General features: G+C 57.0%; 13 protein-coding genes. 6 read left to right on the top strand and 7 right to left on the bottom strand.

Features of this window, described 5'->3' with window-relative positions; translation table 11 throughout:
- Positions 1 to 223 precede the first annotated feature (223 nt).
- From KJI95_RS06640 to KJI95_RS06650, 3 genes are all read left to right on the top strand, one after another.
- Positions 224 to 1,204 carry a DUF481 domain-containing protein gene (locus KJI95_RS06640; protein ID WP_250885689.1) on the top strand — a complete coding sequence of 327 codons (981 nt, stop codon included), beginning with the start codon at positions 224 to 226 and terminating at the stop codon, positions 1,202 to 1,204.
- A gap of 189 nt (positions 1,205 to 1,393) precedes the next feature.
- Positions 1,394 to 1,867: a Cys-tRNA(Pro) deacylase gene (gene ybaK, locus KJI95_RS06645; protein ID WP_214506402.1), complete on the top strand. Its 474-nt coding sequence runs from the start codon at positions 1,394 to 1,396 to the stop codon at positions 1,865 to 1,867.
- A gap of 156 nt (positions 1,868 to 2,023) precedes the next feature.
- Complete coding sequence (locus KJI95_RS06650; RefSeq protein ID WP_214506403.1) at positions 2,024 to 3,349, top strand: BamA/TamA family outer membrane protein; 1,326 nt, start codon at positions 2,024 to 2,026, stop codon at positions 3,347 to 3,349.
- Between the two features lie 135 nt (positions 3,350 to 3,484).
- Here KJI95_RS06650 and KJI95_RS06655 read toward each other — a convergent pair whose 3' ends face one another.
- A complete protein-coding gene (locus tag KJI95_RS06655) occupies positions 3,485 to 6,613 on the bottom strand; it encodes a M9 family metallopeptidase (RefSeq protein ID WP_214506404.1) in 3,129 nt (1,042 codons plus the stop codon).
- A gap of 312 nt (positions 6,614 to 6,925) precedes the next feature.
- On the opposite strand from KJI95_RS06655, the gene KJI95_RS06660 reads away from it, so the two are divergent.
- Positions 6,926 to 7,954 carry an NAD(P)H-quinone oxidoreductase gene (locus KJI95_RS06660; RefSeq protein WP_214506405.1) on the top strand — a complete coding sequence of 343 codons (1,029 nt, stop codon included), beginning with the start codon at positions 6,926 to 6,928 and terminating at the stop codon, positions 7,952 to 7,954.
- 245 nt (positions 7,955 to 8,199) lie between these two features.
- The gene (locus tag KJI95_RS06665; protein WP_214506406.1) at positions 8,200 to 8,613 is read left to right on the top strand and encodes a hypothetical protein; all 414 of its coding nucleotides are present in this window, start codon (positions 8,200 to 8,202) and stop codon (positions 8,611 to 8,613) included.
- A gap of 359 nt (positions 8,614 to 8,972) precedes the next feature.
- Here KJI95_RS06665 and KJI95_RS06670 read toward each other — a convergent pair whose 3' ends face one another.
- The 5 genes from KJI95_RS06670 to cutA all read right to left on the bottom strand — a co-directional run bounded on the left by KJI95_RS06670 (position 8,973) and on the right by cutA (position 15,511).
- Positions 8,973 to 10,001 (bottom strand): aldose epimerase family protein, encoded by a 1,029-nt coding sequence (locus KJI95_RS06670; RefSeq protein ID WP_214506407.1) that lies wholly within the window; start codon positions 9,999 to 10,001, stop codon positions 8,973 to 8,975.
- 279 nt (positions 10,002 to 10,280) lie between these two features.
- A complete protein-coding gene (galK, locus tag KJI95_RS06675; RefSeq protein WP_214506408.1) occupies positions 10,281 to 11,429 on the bottom strand; it encodes a galactokinase in 1,149 nt (382 codons plus the stop codon).
- A 166-nt stretch (positions 11,430 to 11,595) separates the two neighbouring features.
- The gene (locus KJI95_RS06680) at positions 11,596 to 13,185 is read right to left on the bottom strand and encodes a cation:proton antiporter family protein (protein ID WP_214506409.1); all 1,590 of its coding nucleotides are present in this window, start codon (positions 13,183 to 13,185) and stop codon (positions 11,596 to 11,598) included.
- Positions 13,186 to 13,367: 182 nt separating this feature from the next.
- The gene (locus KJI95_RS06685) at positions 13,368 to 15,182 is read right to left on the bottom strand and encodes a protein-disulfide reductase DsbD (protein ID WP_214506410.1); all 1,815 of its coding nucleotides are present in this window, start codon (positions 15,180 to 15,182) and stop codon (positions 13,368 to 13,370) included.
- Positions 15,179 to 15,511, bottom strand: a complete 333-nt coding sequence (cutA, locus tag KJI95_RS06690) for a divalent-cation tolerance protein CutA (protein ID WP_214506411.1) — start codon at positions 15,509 to 15,511, stop codon at positions 15,179 to 15,181. Before cutA ends, KJI95_RS06685 begins: the two co-directional genes overlap by 4 nt.
- Before the next feature lie 240 nt (positions 15,512 to 15,751).
- On the opposite strand from cutA, the gene KJI95_RS06695 reads away from it, so the two are divergent.
- Positions 15,752 to 16,393 (top strand): FxsA family protein, encoded by a 642-nt coding sequence (locus KJI95_RS06695; RefSeq protein ID WP_214506412.1) that lies wholly within the window; start codon positions 15,752 to 15,754, stop codon positions 16,391 to 16,393.
- Between the two features lie 64 nt (positions 16,394 to 16,457).
- Here KJI95_RS06695 and KJI95_RS06700 read toward each other — a convergent pair whose 3' ends face one another.
- A complete protein-coding gene (locus KJI95_RS06700) occupies positions 16,458 to 18,278 on the bottom strand; it encodes a protein kinase domain-containing protein (RefSeq protein WP_214506413.1) in 1,821 nt (606 codons plus the stop codon).
- Positions 18,279 to 18,377 lie beyond the last annotated feature (99 nt).

Here is an 18,377-nt window from a genome sequence, read left to right on the forward strand (position 1 = left end):
GCTTGGCGGCGGCTTTTGACATCCGCCCGCCAATGGCTGAATATCAGTGGCATCCTTTCTGCCGAGGTTACGCGCCTTGACCCTGCTTCCGCCTCGCCGAGTATCTCCGATTGATGCGCCTGCTCTGCAAGTGCCAGCTGCAAAAATGACTGCTCTACAAAGGTCAGGGCCAGCGGCTTGGCGTCAGGCGCTGTCAGGGTTTTTCAGTGGGTTCGCGGTTAGCTTGAGCCTGTTCAGCCTAAGCCTGTTAAGCTTGAGTCTGGTCAGCCTGAGCGCCAGCGCCGACACTGTCCATTTGAAAAACGGCGATAAAATCAGTGGCGATATTCTTGCTCTCGATGCCAGCTCACTCAGGATTAAGCCGGGCTACACTTCGGCCATAACCATTGAGCGCAGCGCAATTCAAAGCTTTGAAACCACAGAAAAACGCCAGTGGAGCATCAACCGCAGCGTGCAGGAAGTGACGATTGAGGCAAGCACCGACATCGGCATGGTGCTGGTGGATAACGAGCCGGTTCCTTTGCATGAGCTGCTGTTTCCGGTGGCCGACGACAGCGAGCCCTGGCGCTACAGCGGCAGTATTGAGGCGGCGCTCGATGGCACCCATAACAGCCGCGATACCCAAAAACTGCGCGCCAAAACTGACCTCACCGCCGAAACCCTTAACTGGCGCCATAACCTTAAAACCGAAGTACATTACGAGCTTGAGGATGACGTTACCAAGCGCAACACCCTGCAGGGTCAGTACAGCCTCGACTATCTGGTGAATGATTACTGGTTTGTGCGTCAGGAGGACTTTTACCAGCAGGACCACCTCGGCATTAATACCCGCAGCTATTATTTTGCGCTGGGGCCGGGCTACCGGCTGTGGGGCGTGGATCGTGACAAGCTGGATTTGGTGCTGACCTACAACCGCTTTTGGCTGGATAACGACTTTTTCAGCTATCAGCTCAATGCCTGGGCGGCAACCTTGAACTACAAGCAATATTGGTTTGACGGAGTGCTGGAAACCTTTGCCGACTATCAGGTCGCCTTTATCGATGTACCCACCATAGATTACCTGTCGGACGCGACCTTCGGGCTTAAGTATCTGCTGACGCAGCATATTTACCTGTCGTTTAAATATGATATCAATGAAAGTAAATCCAGTGTCAGCCACAACCGCGACATCTCCTATGGCTTAGGACTCGGGGTTAACTTTTAGCCGGGGCGACGCTTTAAGGTGTTTTTCAGTGGGGCGAGGCCCGGGCTTTTGTGCGCCGCCGCCCATTACCGGCACGTTTGCCGATAGGGTACTTTTCCATCCCTTTCGCGCCGCTTATGCTGCTGGCACACTGTATTTATTTGCTGCCTTAGGTTTACGAGTGCGGCTTACGAGAGCGGAGCTAACTTCATGACCCCTGCTATTAAACAGGCTGAAAAAGCCGGCGTTGAGTTTGAGGTGCTGTCGTATCAACACGACAGCCGCGCACCTTCCTACGGCCTCGAAGCGGCCGACAAGCTGGGCCTCGCGCCTGAAACTGTTTTCAAAACCCTGCTGGTGGCGGCCGATGAAAAGAGTGCGCCGCTGGCGGTAGCGTTGGTGCCGGTGGCCTGTCAGCTCAATTTAAAGCTCGCCGCCAAGGCGCTTGGGCAGAAAAAACTGGTTATGGCAAATGCGGCGGCGGCCGAGCGCTCAAGCGGTTATCTGGTCGGCGGTATCAGCCCGCTTGGGCAAAAAAAGCCGCTGCCGACCTTAATCGATGCCAGCGCCGAGGCTCTGGCGCGCATCCATGTGAGCGCCGGGCGGCGCGGGCTTGAGTTGTCGCTCGCCCCTGCCGCCCTTGCCAGCCTGTGCCGTGGCAAGTTTGCCGATATCCGCGACTGAGCCGGTGCTGGAGATACTTACGATTTACACGCAAGCCGCCGCGCCCTGTCAGTATCCAGACTGACCGCAAGACTGAATTCTGACCTTCAGGTAGGGAGTTGGTGGAGGCAGTGCCCTGTTTGTGTTAGCTTTTTGCTGATAACTCCCGGAGGCTTAATGAAGACATCTGTTTCGCAGCGCCTGCTACTTTTTACCCTGCTGGGTGCCGGACTTGTGACCAGCACCAGCGCTCTGGCGGCCAGTCCACGGGTCAAGGCCAGTATCAACCGCGCCGAGAGCCCGGACAGGGTGCGCGAATCGCTTATTCTGCCTTACGCCTTCAGCACCGAAACCATGGGGCTTAACCTCGGTGTCGGCGGCATGATTAAAGGCTGGCATCAGGATCAGATGACCCTCGGCGCCACGGCCTTTGGCGGCGATGTCAGCAAGGGCGGCTGGGCCGGGGTCTTCAACTACCGCCTGCCAAGCACGGAGCGCTGGTTTGTCAGCGCCCATGGCCTTTGGGCCTATTATCCGGATCAGCGCGCCTACGCCGGTGGCTCTGTGGTGCCTATTGCTGCGGATAAACCGCTGCCGGGCAGCAACGATTCTTCCCCCGAGCAATATTTTGAAGCCGACGGCAATTCCAACTGGTTTGATTCGCGGGTGGAATACACCCTGCCGCTTGGTGCCGGTAAAGAGCGGGGCATGCTCGAGTATCAGCTGAAAGACGGCCTGCTGGTGTCAGAGCCGTCCGGTGGCGGCGACTGGAACCCCCTTGATAGCGGCGTGACTGTGGCAATGCTCAGGCTGTTTTCCCGCTATCAAAGCTTTGAATTTGAAAGCCAGAAGCTGGATGGCGACTTCAGCGCGTGGGAGCTTGGGCTTTTGTATGACAACACCGACTTTGCCACTAACCCGAGTTACGGCAGTCGTCAGTGGTTTTCCTATTCAAGCGCTATTCCCTCCACCGTGGCGTCAGACTGGGACTTCTGGCAGCTGTCGGCGAGTAAGTTTTTCTCTTTCGGTGAGTCCGATTATGCCCATCAGCGGGTGCTGGCCCTCAATATGTGGACCGGCTATTCGCCGAGCTGGGAGCTTGAGGTGCTGTCGGATGGCTCGCGCATGGTGCGTCACGGCGCGCCTTACAACGAAGGCGCGACCCTCGGCGGCTTTACCCGCATGCGCGGTTACGACTTAAACCGTTTCCACGACAAGGCCGCGCTCTACGCCAGCGCCGAGTACCGCTATACCCTCAAATACAATCCGCTTGAGGATGTGCACTGGTTAAGGTTCCTGCGTCTGGACTGGTTCCAGTTGGTGGGCTTTGTAGAAGCGGGCAGGGTAGCACCTGAGTACAAATTGAGTACCCTGACCGACGAGATGAAGTTTGACTATGGCCTGTCGCTGCGGGCGCTCACCGCCGGGCTGGTGGTGCGGGCGGATTTGGCCAAAAGTGATGAAGGCACAAACCTGTGGCTGATGGTGGATCATCCGTTCTGACCTGTTCACCGCCTTACCCGGTAAAAAAGCCCGCGATTGCGGGCTTTTTGCTGTCGGCGCGATACCGTTTTCACCGAAATACTGCTGTCGCTGAGCTACTGTTGTCGGCGAAATAAAGCGCCAGCGCTGCGGCGATTATTGTAAATCCAGCTGCACAGTCACGCCCTTGGTGCCTGTGTCGCCCTGAACCATAAAGTAGTACCAGCCGCTGGCGGGATTACTGACGCTGAAGGCTTCGGTGTTGCTGCCGGGAGTGGCCGACACCGTCTGATAGTTAGATGCCGTCGGCCAGTAACCGCTCGCGCCATACAGGCTGATATCACCGCTGCCGTGGGCCGAGCGCAGCGTGAGCTTGCTGCTGCCTTCGGGCACCCACACATAATAGTCGTTGCGGCCTTCACTGGCGCACACAGGCACACCGGACTGCAGCGCGGTGTAACTTATCGGGCTTTGGCTGCTGCAGGCGTTGATGAGGCTGCCAGAAGTGCCGCCATCAGTGCTGCCGCCATCAGTGTTACCGGCGCCAAGCTTGAGGCTTAAGGTCACGCCGCTGTACTCACTGTCGGTATTGACCGACACATAGCGCCAGCCGCGATTGGCTGTGGTGGTGATGCTTTCGCTGTTACCGGCATTTTCACTGCGCTTTTGCGCATTGCTTGCATCCGGCCAGCTGTCGGCGTGGAAGTAGAGGTTGGCATTGCCGCTGCCGCCGGCGGTGCTGACGGTGATTTGGGTGTTGTCTTCATCGACCCAGAAATAGAAGCTGCTGCGACCGCCGGCGACGCATTCATTCTGGCCAAATTCGAGCTTGCCGTAATCCTTGGTGGCTGCGCCGCAGTCGCTTGGCGTGCCACCACCATTGTCGCCGCCGCCATTATCGCCACCGCCATTGTCTCCGCCACCGTTATCGCCGCCGCCCTGGGCCGGATCCTTGTCGGCCACCAGTTCAGAATTGGACATCAGCAGTTTCACGCCGCCAAAGTCGCCTTCCAGCGTCAGATAATGCCAGTACTCGTTGGGGTTCAGGCGCACCTTGATGACTTCGTAGTTGCCATTGCCTATGCCAAAGCCCTGATTGTTTTCTGCGCTGGCCCAGTTACCGGCATTGAAATAAATGTCGGCATCGCCCCAGCCGCCGCCAATCTTGATCCAAAGCTCTGCGTCTGAGCGGCTGTCGTTGGCAAAGGCGAAGCTGGCACGGCCATTTTGCGAGTCGATGCACTCCATCGGTACTTCGATGGCAAGCTGGGCATCTTTGCTGTAGCGGTAGGCTTCGCTTGAAACCTGGCAGGGGCTGTAATCGGTGCTGATGCTGCTGCCGGGGCCAGTCCAGTTGCCTTTGCTGCCGCTCGCTTCGGCGGCGCTGTCGTCCGGCCCTTTATCGACTATGCCGTTTGGCGTGGAAGACAGGCCGCTGCTGAGCCAGCCATACCATTCGTTGTCGTAGCGGGTGCCGATGCTGTCGATAAATGCTTGATATTCTGTGTACTTATCATTTCGCAGGTAGTTGAGTATGGTGCGCACGTCGTCGCGATGGTTTTCAAACATAAACCGCACTGCGAGGTAACCCCAGCGGTAGACGCGATCCTGCCCCGACTCGTAGTTGTTTTTAAAGATGGTGGACAGGGCATAGGCCTTGGTTTCACCAAGCTCAATGGCGCGCTGGTTGCCGTTGCGATAAGAGATGTACTCCGCCAGACCTTCGACCCACCATACTGTGTTGGCCGACATGCCGCGGGCAAAGTCGCCGTGCAGGTTGAAGCGGCCATCGAGGTAGTGCACGTATTCGTGCTGCAGGTTCCAGACGTGGAAGTCCGGGCGGCGCCACTCGGCCTCGTAGGCGATAAAGCGGGCCTGGTTTTTGAGGCCGGCCGGCGCGCCTTCGAGGTACATGCCGCCGTTGTTGGTATCGATACCAAAGAAGGTACCGGCAAAGGAGCCGTAGTCTTCTGAGCTGTTGAACACCACCAGTTCGAGGTCGTCGTTGTTGTCGTTGGCGACCGGGGTGTGGCCGGTTTCCAGGATTTGGTGGAAGTAGTCTTCCTGCGCGGTCAGCACCTCACAGGCCCAGTTGGCCTGATCCAGATACATCTGCTGGGCGCGCATCTTCAGGGTGTCGGAACATTTGTGGTTGAAGCTTAAGGTTTCGGCTTCGAGCAGGGCTTTGAAACCGCAGATGTTGTAGTCGTTGCAGTTGGCGCGATCGTAATAATCGGCCATTTCGGCGGCGGCAAGCCACAGGGTCTTGCTGGCGTCATCCTTGCTGGTGGAGCTGAGCACGCCCTTAACCAGTGAGGTGACACGGCTCTTCATCGCCTCAATATAGTAGAGGCGCGACATCTCCCGCACCGCATTAACCAGCACATACTCGGCATTGGTGCCAAGCAGCTGGCGGTTACGATTCTGGAAGTTGTTCAGCGCGTCCAGAATGCTCGAATCGCTGGCAAACAGCGTCTTCATCGGCTCGTCCCACTGGGCGCGGAACAGGGTGGTGAACACCGCATTGGCTGCGGCATTCATGCCAAAGCTTGCCTGCCAGGCCGAGTTGTATTCGTTCAGCACCTTGATGGTGACCCAGTTGAAGTGGGCGCCAAGGCCCGCGGAGTCAACCAGGATCAGCGCCTCTTTGAGCACACCGGCGTTGCTGTCGGCCGCAACCCAGCTGCCTGGGTTATTAAACAGGGTACCAAGACCTGCCTTTACATCGATGCCAAAGGCGCTGGAGTAAGCGGGTACTAACTGCGGGTTATACCACTGCACGTACAAACCGGCGCGCAGGAAGTAAATCAGCGACTCGATGCCGCTGCTGTCGGTGCCTGTGTAGCTGGCCGCGCGGCTGTTAACGCCCTGCATCACAGCGCGCATGTTGCTTTCGGCAAACAGCGCGGTGGCATCGCTGCCTTTGAGGTTATAAAGGGGGCTTACGCACTCGGGGCTTGAGCTTGCAAGCTTGCTGACCAGCGCCGCACCGTTTAAGCCGATAAAGGATGAGCAGTCGGCGGCGGCCATTGGGCCTGTCGCGCCGGGCATGCCCAGCGGCCCTGCATTGCCGTTCTGAATTTGGCCTTGCTGCATTTGTCCGTGCTGCATTTGGCCGTGCTGCATGTGCATTTGGGCGCGTTGCATGTCCTTTTTAACTTGCGCCGCACCCGTTTCAGCCTGTGGCATGCTTGGGGGCGTGTTGGAATTAAGTCCGGTGTGGGCGGCCAGTGCCAATGGCGCGGCAAAAAGCCCCATCGCCATGACCAGGGAATTCAATTTCATATTTGCTCCAATGTAGATGTCTGTAAGGCAGAGAGTGGTTTTGCCGGCTTGAATTACCGGTCTATTGTTAAACTCGTGTAACAATATAGATGCAAAATAAAATATACAATATGTAATTTATGTGTCGGTGATACAGATGCGACAGCGCAGGAGGGTTATCTTTCAAGAACTCAAACCAAAACAACGGGATAAAAAAATGGGGTGCGGTTAAATTTTATACGGAATGCTTGCCCGTTTAGTGCTTATCGATCGGCCTGCTTCAGTGTGGCGGCTAAAATGCTATGCTGGGTTGAATCTGCATGGAGCACAGCTATGAGCCAACTACCTGCTTTTTATGAGCATATTCATTTTGATACCCCGGGCAGCCCCGAGGTGATGTCCCTTAAGCGCAGTGCGCTGCCAAGCCCGGGAGCCGGACAGGTGCTGATCCGAGTTGCCGCTGCCGGTGTTAATGGCCCGGATTTGGCGCAGCGCAAAGGCGCGTACCCGCCGCCGCCGGGGGCATCGCCGATTTTGGGGCTGGAAGTGGCCGGTGAGGTCGTAGCGCTAGGCACCGATGTTGACACAGCCGCCGGTGTGAGGCGTTTAGCGCTTGGCGATAAGGTCTGCGCCCTGGTGCCGGGCGGCGGCTACGGTGAGTATGTGCTTACCCATGCCAGCCATTGTCTGCCGCTGCCGCGCGGTATGTCGATGACCGAAGCTGCCTGTTTGCCGGAAACCTTTTTCACCGTCTGGGGCAATCTCTTTATGCGCGGCAAGCTTAAGGCCGGTGAAACCCTGTTGGTGCAGGGCGGCAGTGGTGGCATTGGCTCGACGGCGATTTTGCTTGCCCGCGCCTTTGGCGCGCGGGTGCTGGTGACCTGCTCCACTGACGAGAAGCGCGAGTATTGCCTTGGCCTGGGGGCTGAGCTCGCGTTTGATTACCGCGACGATCAGCTCATCGACAAGGTGCTTGCCGCCACCCATGGCCGCGGTGTGGATCTGGTGCTGGATATGGCCGGCGGCGCCATGATAAACACTAACTTTAAGCTGCTTGCCGACGATGGCCGCTTGGTGTCGGTGGCGATGCAATCCGGCCCCAAAGCCGAAGTGGATATTTTCAGGCTGATGATGAAGCGTCTGGTCTGGACCGGCTCGACGTTGCGGCCTCAGTCTGACGCCGCCAAGGCGGCGATTGCGGCCGAGCTTTTTACCCATGTTTGGCCACTGCTTGAACGCGGTGAATGTCGGTTGCCGATTTTTGCCACTTTTCCCCTCGCTGAGGTGGCCGAGGCGCACCGTTTGATGGAGTCCAAATCCCATCAGGGCAAAGTCTGTTTATTGCTGTCAGAGGCGGGTTGAATTGCTGATTTTTTCGACTAAAGTCGGGATTGTGCGGAAAATTGAAAAATTCCCATGGAAAAATATCTCAAATACCCTTAAAAATCGGTAAATTTGGCATTGATTCTCGGAAAGATTCTGTAAGAATACCCAACTTGAAACGTCCGAACTATTCGTACGCTTTGTTGCTGGGGCGGTGTGCTTCCCAAGCGAACTTTCTCTGATAGCAAACTCCTGTATGTGTTGATTAAAAGGTATTGGCATATATGTATAACACGGCGAAGAAACAGATTTGGTGGGGCGAGTTAAGAACGGCCCGCGGCACTGCTGTTGTCGTTCATGACAATCAGCTGCCCGAAGCCTCTGCTGGACGTATCTATCTGTATAACACTGAGCGCAAAACCATCATTGAGTATGTCGAAGACATAGTTAAGCCAAACCTGCACGACCTTGACGATGCTTCAGCCAAGTCTGCTGAAGGTAAGTTCGGTGGTGAATGGAAGGCCGCTCGCGCTGCTTTCATGGATAAGCATCAAACACGTGTTAACCTGTCCAACGTGAAAGAAACCTCAGGCGGCGGCCGCAGTAAGGCCAAGGCAGATGTAGAGCCTGAGTATGAAGACTTGAGCGAAGGCGGCGAAGACTTTAGTGACGAGTGGGCTGAAGATTTCGACGATTGATGCTTGGCTTCGGTGACGCTGTCGGCCCGCCCGGGCCGACGCGGCCATTGCCTGAAACCGCGCTTTTTCCCGCTTGACGCGTTTTATCTCAAACGCTGTTTTTCTCCGTGTTGCCCTATGAGGTCTCTGCCGCTTGTCAGCGCAGGCCCCTGTCATTACCCGCTATTCGGACTTCAGTCCACCGCTGTGGTCTTTTAACCGCGAATTGCACTCATCCTTGATGCTCGCTGAGCATTGAATCAACAACAACCCTGCCAACATAGCCCAGCCAGCAACAGCTCCGCCAGCAACAGCTCCGCCCAAATCTGTCAGGCTTTGCGCCGCGCTAAGCTGCCACGGCGCCTGGCTTTCGATTGGTCTTACTCTGTCGTATCAAACTGATAGCGGCTGATGTGGTGGTAAATGTCGCCCGGCATCAGCCAGCCCTTGCCCAGATGGGGTTGATTGGGGCTGTCGGGGATAAGCTGCGGCTCGAGGCACACGGCCTGATATGACCTGAGCCGCTTGCCCTGGCGTCCGGGTTCACCTTCGAGGAAATTGGCGCCATAGAGCTGAATGCTCGGTTGATTGGTGTAAAGCCGCATTAACCGACCTGCGTGGGGCGCGGCAAGCTCGGCGGCAAGGATGAGTTCATTGCCAGGATTATCCAGCAAATAGCAATGATCGAACCCTTTGGTATCGGCAATTTGCGGCGCGTGGCGACCATCGCCCAGGCGGGTCGGGCGACGTAAATCGAGGGCTGTGCCTGCGACATCGGCCACCGAGGTCGGAATGCCGCTGGGGTCCATGGTCAGGAAGCGCTGACTGTGCATACACACCAGATTATCGTCTGTGGTCTCCCGACCATCGAGATTGAAATAGCTGTGCTGTGTCAGACTCACCGGGCAGGGTTTGTCGGTCACGGCCATGATTTCAACATAGAGATTGTTGCCTGCGAGGCGGTAGTCGAGCTGCACCGAGCAATTGCCGGGAAAGCCCATGTCACCGTCGGGACTCTTCAGGCTTAAGCGCACGCCGTCGTTGAGCAGTCCCAAAGCCCAGTTTTTGCGGTTGAAGCCTTCGGTGCCGCCGTGCAGGCAGTTGCCCGCCTGATTCACCTTGAGCTGCCACTGCGCGCCTGCGTGGGTGAGTTTGCCGCCGGCGATGCGGTTGGCGAAGCGGCCGGCTATGGCGCCAAGGTGGGCGTTTTGGGCAAGGTAGTCTTCGGCGCTGTCGCAGCCAAGCACTATGTTGGCGCGCTCGCCGTCAGCACCCGGCACCCACAGGGAGCGGATGATGCCGCCAAGGCTCAGCACTTCAATGGCAAGCTGGCCGTTATCCAGCTGAATTCGTTCGATTTCGCCGCCTCTGGGATCCTGCCAGGGCTCAAGCACCGTATGACGCACCATGTCTGTCTTCCTTGTTGTGTGAACAGCCGACTTAGCGTAGCGGCTTAAGAGTCAGCGTAGCGGCTTAGAGAAAGCGCGTTAAGTCAACGCACTCTGACACGCTAAAGGACACGCTAAAGCCTGTCGTAACGCCAGTCAGGGTAAGGCTTGGCAATATAACCCAAAGGCCATTGGCGCTGAAGTGAGTGCAAACGTATGCGCGGCGATAATACTGCTGCCGCGCCTTAGCGTCACAGCGCCAGTGCCTCGCGGCAGGCGCTTTTTGTTTCAGAGGCTGGCTCAGGCGTCGATGCGTCCGGCGCCTTCGCTGGCGGCGCACATGTACACCTGCGGCTCAAGTCCGGTCTTTTGCGGGTATTCAGATTCTACCGCGTGGATCACCGCGTCGGTCAAATCATGCTCCACCAGGGCCACCACGCTGCAGCTGTCGGTCATGCGCACGCCGCCGCGCTCGCCTACGGCGCTCGCGATAACCTGCACCAGAATGTCGATTTCCGGTACCTTGAGGTCAAAGTCGTCCCGCAGCGAGGCGTGGGATTGGGCCATCAGTTCAGAAAGGCGCGCCACATCACCCCGTTTGAGGGCGCGGCAGGCGCTTTGGGTGCGTTGATTTTCAGTCACCACATGGCGGGCTCGTTTGAACAGCGGCTCGGCGAGGGTGCCTTTGGCGCCTTCAAGGTCGCTCCATTGCAAATCTCTGAGGGAATCAAGACCGAAAAAGTCGGCGGCGGCGCGGCATTCATCGACGCGATCGCGAAACGCGCCCTCGAGCTGCTTGGGATCCAGCGGCGAGTGCACAATGATAAGGCTTAAATTTTCAGGAATGGGTACCGCTTCGCAGTCAAGGTCGAGGCAGTCGATAAGCAGCGCCGCGTCGGCTTCGGCGAGCGCGCTGGTCATGTGATCCATAATGCCGCAGGCATAACCCTGAGCCCGGCTTTCGCCGCGTTGGGCAAGCTGGGCTATGGCCATAGGTGACAGGTGCAGTTGGCTGGTGTCGTTGATGGCGGTGCCAAAGGCGATTTCCAGCGCTCCTGAGGAAGAAAGCCCGGCGCCCATGGGCACGCTGCTGACCACGGCCAAATCCAGCCCTTTTGGGGTCAGTCCGGTGTGGGCCAATGCCTGAGTGAAGCTTTTGAGGTAGTTAACCCAGTCGCCACCGGCGGTCACTTCCCCTTCTTCTTCAAACACCCATTCGCGCAGCTCACCCGGAAAGGCTTCGGTCACGACCCGGAACAAATAGTCATCGCGGCGTTTTACCGCAATCACGGTATGAAAGTTAATGGCCGCCGGCAGCACAAAACCGTCGTTGTAGTCGGTGTGGTCGCCAATCAAATTGACCCGTCCCGGCGCCTGATAGCAGGCATCGGCCTTGGTTCCGAAGGTTTGAACAAACAGCTTGGTGGCGCGCTGCGCAGGGTTCGACATGCTCACTGATCCCATTGATAACCGGGTTATTCTTATGTATGGCACGAAAGCCATACTTTTCTGAGTTATACCATGTCTGACCGAGGTGGAAAACTGAGATTTTTGCGTGACGCGAACAAACAAAAACGCCGCACAGTGGCGGCGTTTCGAGGTGCAGTGGCGGCCGTTATTTTGCCGTCGGCGCCAGCAGCTCTTCGGATACGTGATCCACAAAACCGGCACCGGCCGCTTCGTACAGGTTGTAAACACTGTGAACGCCAGACTCTTTAAGGGATTCAACGTGTTCGGCGTACTGGACAATGGCGCTTATCTTGCCCTGATAGTCCTGCTTTTTAAGCTGCTCTACCGCAAACAGGTTGCCTGTGTGGTGCGGCATGGCAAGCAGCACCAGCTCCAGATTGGGGGCGCGGTCGAGCTTTTCCCAGAAGTCGGTATCCGAGGCATCACCCTGCACCACGTTGCGGCCCTGTGCGCGGTGGTACTCAACCAGCTCCTGTTTGTGCTCGATGCCGAGGATTTCACCATCGAAGCGCTGGCGCAGTTCGTCATAGGCGCCGGAGCCAATCCGGCCCATACCCAGAATCAAAAAGCGTGGGTTGCCGATGGGAATGGGTCTGTCTTCAGGGTGCAGCGGCGGACGCTCCATGCGTCTGAGCGGGCTTTGATAACGCTGATAAATCTGTCCGACCAGATTGTTAAGCGGCGCCGCCAGCAAAAAGCTGAACGACAGTGCCACCGCGATGATAATCAGCCACTGGGATGGCAACCAGCCCTTGGAGGCCGCCACCGCCGCCACAATCAAACCGAATTCGCTGTAGTTGCCAAGGTTGAATGAGGCCAGCATCGAGGTGCGCGAACGCAGCTTGAAGCGGGTCAGCAGCACCACAAACAGCCACACTTTAAACGGCAGCAGCGCCACCAAAAGACCGGCCAGTGCCACATCTTCAAGGCTCGGCAGGCCGTTCAGGCCAATGGTGAGGAAGAAGGCGACCAGGAAGAGTTCTTTAAAATAAAACAGCGACTTGGCAAGCTCGGATGCCTTGGGGTGCCCTGCGAGCAGCACGCCGATGAGCAGTGCGCCGAGGTCGGGCTTAAGGCCGACGGCTTCAAACAGCCAGGCGCCCAGCACCAGTGCCATAACCAGGCCAAACAGTACCAAGAGTTCGCCATGGCCAACGCGGTCAAAGGCGCGGTAAATCAGTGGTTTGGCAAATGGCAGCAACAGCAGGCCGAAGGCCCATACCGATGGCACTTCGCCCTTGGAGACGGTAAGAAAGGCCACCGCAAAGATGTCCTGCATAATCAGGATACCGATGGCGACCCGGCCGTAGAGGGTCTGCATATCGCCCTTGTCTTCCAATACCTTGACCGCAAATACGGTGGACGAGAAGCTTAAGGCAAAGGCCAGCAGCGACAGCTGCGACAGGTCAAGGTCGGTCAACTGACTTAAGCCAAGCAGGCCAAAGAGCTTGAGCACAGGCACCAGAAACAGCATGGTGCCGACCAGATGCAAGCTGGCACCGGCCCAGACTTCGGCCTTGAACAGGCTGCGGATATCGAGCTTAAGACCGATGGCGAACAGCAGCAGGGTAACACCGAGGTCGGCAAACTGCTGCAGCAGCGGCAGGCTCGACTCTTCGATGCCAAACATAAACAGGACGAAGCCTGCCACCAGATAACCAATCAGCGGCGGCAAGCCTACGCGGTTGACCAATAAACCGCAGGCAAGAGTGATGATGAGAATGGCCGGTTCCATGATACTCCTTGTCATAGTGTGCCAGCGGCAACATCCACCGATGTGCCGCCACGAATTCAGGCGAAGGTAAAGTCTGCTTTTGTCAGCAAATCAACCAGCTTATAGCATCTGGGTTAGCTGAAAATGAAAAAGGGCAAACTTTGTCGCAACAGTTTGCCCGTTTTGAGACTCAGATCAAAGGATTACTGCTTGGGTTTGTGCAGCAGATCCAGATGAGCGGCAAATTCCTTCGGCCCCATAAAGCCGGTAACGCGCAGGTCGTCACGCAGGCCACTTTGCGGATCGAACATCAGCAGGGTTGGCAGGCCCAGCACACCAAAGTTTTCCAGAAGCTCTACGTCCACCGCATCGGATTTGGTCACGTCGGCCTGCAGCAGCAGCATGTTGTCGAGGCGCTTTTTCACTTCGGCATCGGGGAAGGTGATGTGCTCAAACTCTTTACAGGCCACGCACCAGTCGGCGTAAAGGTCGAGCATCACAAACTTGCCCTCAAGGCGGGCAATGGCAAGCTCAGCATTCAGGTCGCCAAGGGACTTGATGCGCTTAAACTCAACCAGCTCAGCCTTTTTCTGGGCGCTGACGCTTGGGGTCTGGTAGCCAAGGCCACCCATCACCGCCTGGAAGCCGTAAGACACGGCGCCGAGCAGACCCAGCATCAGCAGCACAGAGCGCACGGTTTGCTTCCAGTTGAATTCGGTCTTTTTGTTCTGATGCAGCAAATAACCGGCAAGGGCCACGCCCCACACCGCCCACAGCAGATCCGACACCATACCCGGCCAGATGCGGCCAATCATCATCACAGACACGGCAATCAGCAGGAAGCCGAAGATGGTCTTGATAACTTCCATCCAGGCGCCGGCGCGGGGCAGCAGCTTACCACCTGAAGTGCCCATCAGCAGCAGCGGCAGGCCCATACCCATGCTGAGCACATACAGCGCGGCAAAGCCCTGCAGCAAGTCGCCGCTCTGGGCCACATAAATCAGCGCACCGGACAATGGCGCCGTGGTGCAGGGAGAGGCAACCAAACCCGAAATCACGCCCATCACAAACACGCCGGCAAGGCTGCCGCCCTGTTGATTGTTGGACAGGCTGTTCATCTTCTCCTGCCAGGAGGAGGGCAGTTTAAGGTCGTACAGGCCAAACATCGACAGACTGAGCACAAAGAACAGGATAGCAAGGCCAATCAGTACCGCCGGATGTTGCAGCGCGGCCTGGTATTTCATCCCAGCGGATGCCACCACCAAACCCAGCAGCGAATAAGTGATGGCCATACCCTGCACATAGGCCATCGACAGGGTAAAGGCGCGGCCGGTGGACAGCTTTTTACCCTGTCCGACTATGATGCCGGAGAGGATGGGATACATGGGAAACACGCAGGGAGTGAGCGCAAGACCAACCCCGAGACCGAAGAAAATCAACAAGGTCCAGCCGAGGCTGCCCTCAGAGAGCATTTGCGCCAGGCTATCCTGCTGTGTCAGCGGGGCTGTGGCTGTTTCGGACGATGCCGATGTGGCGCTGGCCACACCTTCGAGCTTGCCGTCGTTGGCGGCGACTTCGTTGAGCGGGGTGCTGACCTTGGTCGGCGGGAAGCACAGCTTGCCTTCGGCGCAGCCCATAAAGGTGACAGTCAGTTCGCTGCCGGCTGCGGCGGACTTCAGTGCCAGCGGCAGCTCAACAAAGGTGTAGTACACCATTTGCTCGCCAAAATACTCATCCTGATGCATCTTGCCTTCGGGCAGGGCAATCTCGCCAAGCTCGCCGCCACTTAACTCAAACTTGAGTTTGTCGCGGTAGAGGTAGTAACCATCGGCAATCACGAAGGATAATCTGAGTTGATTGCCCTGCTGGGCAGCATCAAACACAAAGGCTTCGTTCACCGGCATCAGATCGGGCTCGCCCTTGAGGAAATCGAATTTTTTACTGAAAGGATCGTTGGCAAACGCGTTTGGTGCGAGCAGCAGCACAAAGCTGAGCATCAGGGTAAGGATTTTCTTCATAATTCAGTATTATCTTTTATCCAGTTCAAATAGCCGGGCAGGGCATGGCTGATGGGCAGGGCGATGATTTCGGGCAACTCATAGGGATGTTGCGCCAAAATAGCCTGCTCGACCTCGCTGTACCTTGCTTGCCGGGTCTTGATGAATAAGGGGAATTCTGTGTCTTCACACAACTTGCCCTGCCAGCGGTAAAGGGATACCGACGGGCTGCCAAGTTGCACGCAGGCGGCCAGTCCATCGGTAACCAGGCGCCGACCTATGTCGAGCCCGACCTGCTGTGACGGGCAGCTGGTCATAACCAGAATCGCGTCATCAAGCTGTGATGCCATGATCTCTCCCAAAGTTTAAAACTCCCTTAAGGCAACGGCGTTAGCCTTGGGGGCAGAAAAGATGGCAACACTTTACGTGTTTTGGCCAAGGCTTGCATCAGGATAAGACTGAAATAGTGATACCGGTTGTTTCCGTCTTGGCTCCTGTTGCGGCGCAGGCGCTGTGCGCAGACTGCACACACTTGATAACTGACCGGCGCGCCCCCATTTATCTTACATACCCACCCCGATGAGGCCGATATGTTTTTTCCTTTAGTACTGATTTTTATCGTAATACCCGTAGTTGAGCTGTGGGTTCTCATTCGGGTTGGCGAAGTACTCGGCACCTGGAGCACTGTAGCTTTGGTATTGCTGACCGCTGTGGTCGGGGTGTCTTTGGTGCGCAGTCAGGGGGTATCGACCCTGATGGCCGCTCAGGAAAAACTGTCCCGCGGTGAGGCACCGACCGGCGAGCTGGTCGAAGGCATTATGCTTGCCATGGCCGGGGTGCTGCTGCTTATTCCGGGCTTTGTGACCGACTTTATCGGCCTGCTGTTACTGTCGCCCTTTACCCGCAAGCCGCTGGCCAAACTCGCATTCAAGCGCATGCAGCTGAAGGTGGTCAATGGCGCCGGTCAGGGCCCATTTGGACAAGGCCCGTTCGGGCAGGGGCCGTTCGGCCAAGGCCCCTTTGGTCAGGACCCGTTTAATCACAAGCCGCACGGCCGTGATAACTATGACGGCGGCAATACCTTTGAAGGTGATTTTGAGCGCACCGACGAGCGTGATGCGCGTAAGCGTTTGGATAACCAACCCTTTTATTCCGAGGATGGCGATGCTGAACGTGGTGATACTGGACGTGGTGATGCCGGACGCGGTCCGCAAGGCAATGACCGCCAGTAACTGGCGGTGCTACGTTAATTAAAGAGGGTTGATTAAAAAGGGTTGATTAATCAGTGCTCTGTAATCAACTTTCTTTCACCAGTTCACGGGGATCCTTGGGGTAAAACTGCGGCGGCAATTGATCGATGCGGCCAAAGCGGCGGGTGTTTTTATAGGGCAGTTTCATAAAGCCCGACACGCCGTTGCCATGGATTTTGTCCACATGGTGCAAAATCCGGTCGAGGCTTGCGCGAAACGCCGCCTGCTTACGCGGGTTCAGCAGCTTAAGGTAGCTGTGGATCTTCAGGTGATCCCCAAGGGCTTCAAAAATAATGCAGCCGGTGTGGTGGATTTGGTTGAGCCAACCAAGCTCGGTCATGATCTCCGCCGGCAGTTCCAGGTTTTCATCCGGATCTTTGCCGTCTTCAAAGTAAGAGTGCAGCCTAGATTTATCCTCCAGCATGGGCACATCGCCCACCTCAAACGGCAATTGCTGATCGGCGCTTGCGATAAAGGTGCCCAGGTCTTGGTTTCGGCTAATGTGCAGAGTATCGCGGGCATTAAAGAAGCAGGCCTTAAAGGTGCCGAGCCGGTCGATGCCCCGCGCCAGTGTCACCATGTTGTTTACCGCCTGTGCCAGCGCCTGCTTGAGCGCGGCGTCGTGCAGCGCCAGATTTGAATCGATAAACACCCCGTCTTTTTGCCAGTGGATCGCGAGTCCCCCCACAATCGGATACTGCCCCAGTCTGCCCACGGCGGCGATAAAGCCTTTTTCGGTATCTCCCATGCCCGCCAAAAAGTTGCGGTAATACTTGTCGAGCTGCACATCGTCCACCCGGGCTATGGGTTCGTCGGCATTGTGTTCGCGCAGGAACGATTTGCGCGAGCTGTAGGTGACGGTATCGACTTCTTTGCCGCGATTTTGTACCCAAACCGGGATTTCGGCCATGGCCTCGGGGCGGGGCAGATGCGGCAGCAGCAGCCGGTGGCTGTGGCGCATGCTGCGAAGGAAATAGTCGCCGCCACGATTGCGGGTGGCCGGGTCGTCGCTGAGCATGGCTTCAAGGGTGCGGGCAAGCTCCAGCGGCAGCCCGATAGCGGTGGGCGGAATCACCCGCGAGCCAAAGCGGCTTGGCTGCCCCGATGCGAGTGCATAAAGGGTGGCGGCCACGCCCTGCTCATCAAAGCGGGGGCTTGAAAGGGCGCCGCCGAGCTGCTCTTCGCCGATAAAGTACACATCCCCCATCCGGGCGTTGGTGTGCTGCTGATCGCTTGAGAGCAGGTTCATCACATGCTCTTCCACCGGATTGCCATGCTCGTCGCGCTGGGCAAACACCGCTGAGCCCCAGTCAATCAGCGACAGATGGCCGGTTTTCTCATCAAACACTAAATTGGATGGCTTGATGTCGCCATGCACCAGTGGCCTGCCGGTGCGAAGGTACACCAGCAGATCGGCAAGCTGGCGGGCGATGCTCATGATCATCGGCACCGGCAGGGCGCCGCGTTTGCGGCACAGCTGCTCAAGCTCTTCACCGGGGGCGCGAGCCATCACCAAAATCCCCTGTTTGCCGACCCGCTCGAATTTAATCAGTGGGGGCACATTGGGGTGGCGGCAGTGCGACAGCATAAAGGCTTCTTCTTCAAGGCGGTCCTGGATGTGCTGTGGCAAGGTGATACGGGAAAACTTGAACACATGGGCATCGCCATCTTCATTGACGCCGGCAAACACAAATCCGTAAGCGCCCTTGCCGATAAACTCGATATCGCGGTAGCCGAGCTTCGACAGCTGCTGCTTACACAAACGCACCCAGGCCTTATGTTTACGGGCATCGTTGGCCTTGAGCAGGTAGATGGACTGTTCTTCGGAAATGTAAAACTGCTGCAGTTGCGGCGTATGGGCTGACAAACGCTATCCCCGGTGCTGATGACTAACCCCCATTTAAGCCATATCAGCCCTTGTCAGGCAAGGAATTTACCCCGTGCCTACCCAAGTTTTTTGGTTGGG

Source organism: Shewanella jiangmenensis, from assembly GCF_018596335.1.
GTDB classification, from domain to species: domain Bacteria; phylum Pseudomonadota; class Gammaproteobacteria; order Enterobacterales; family Shewanellaceae; genus Shewanella; species Shewanella jiangmenensis.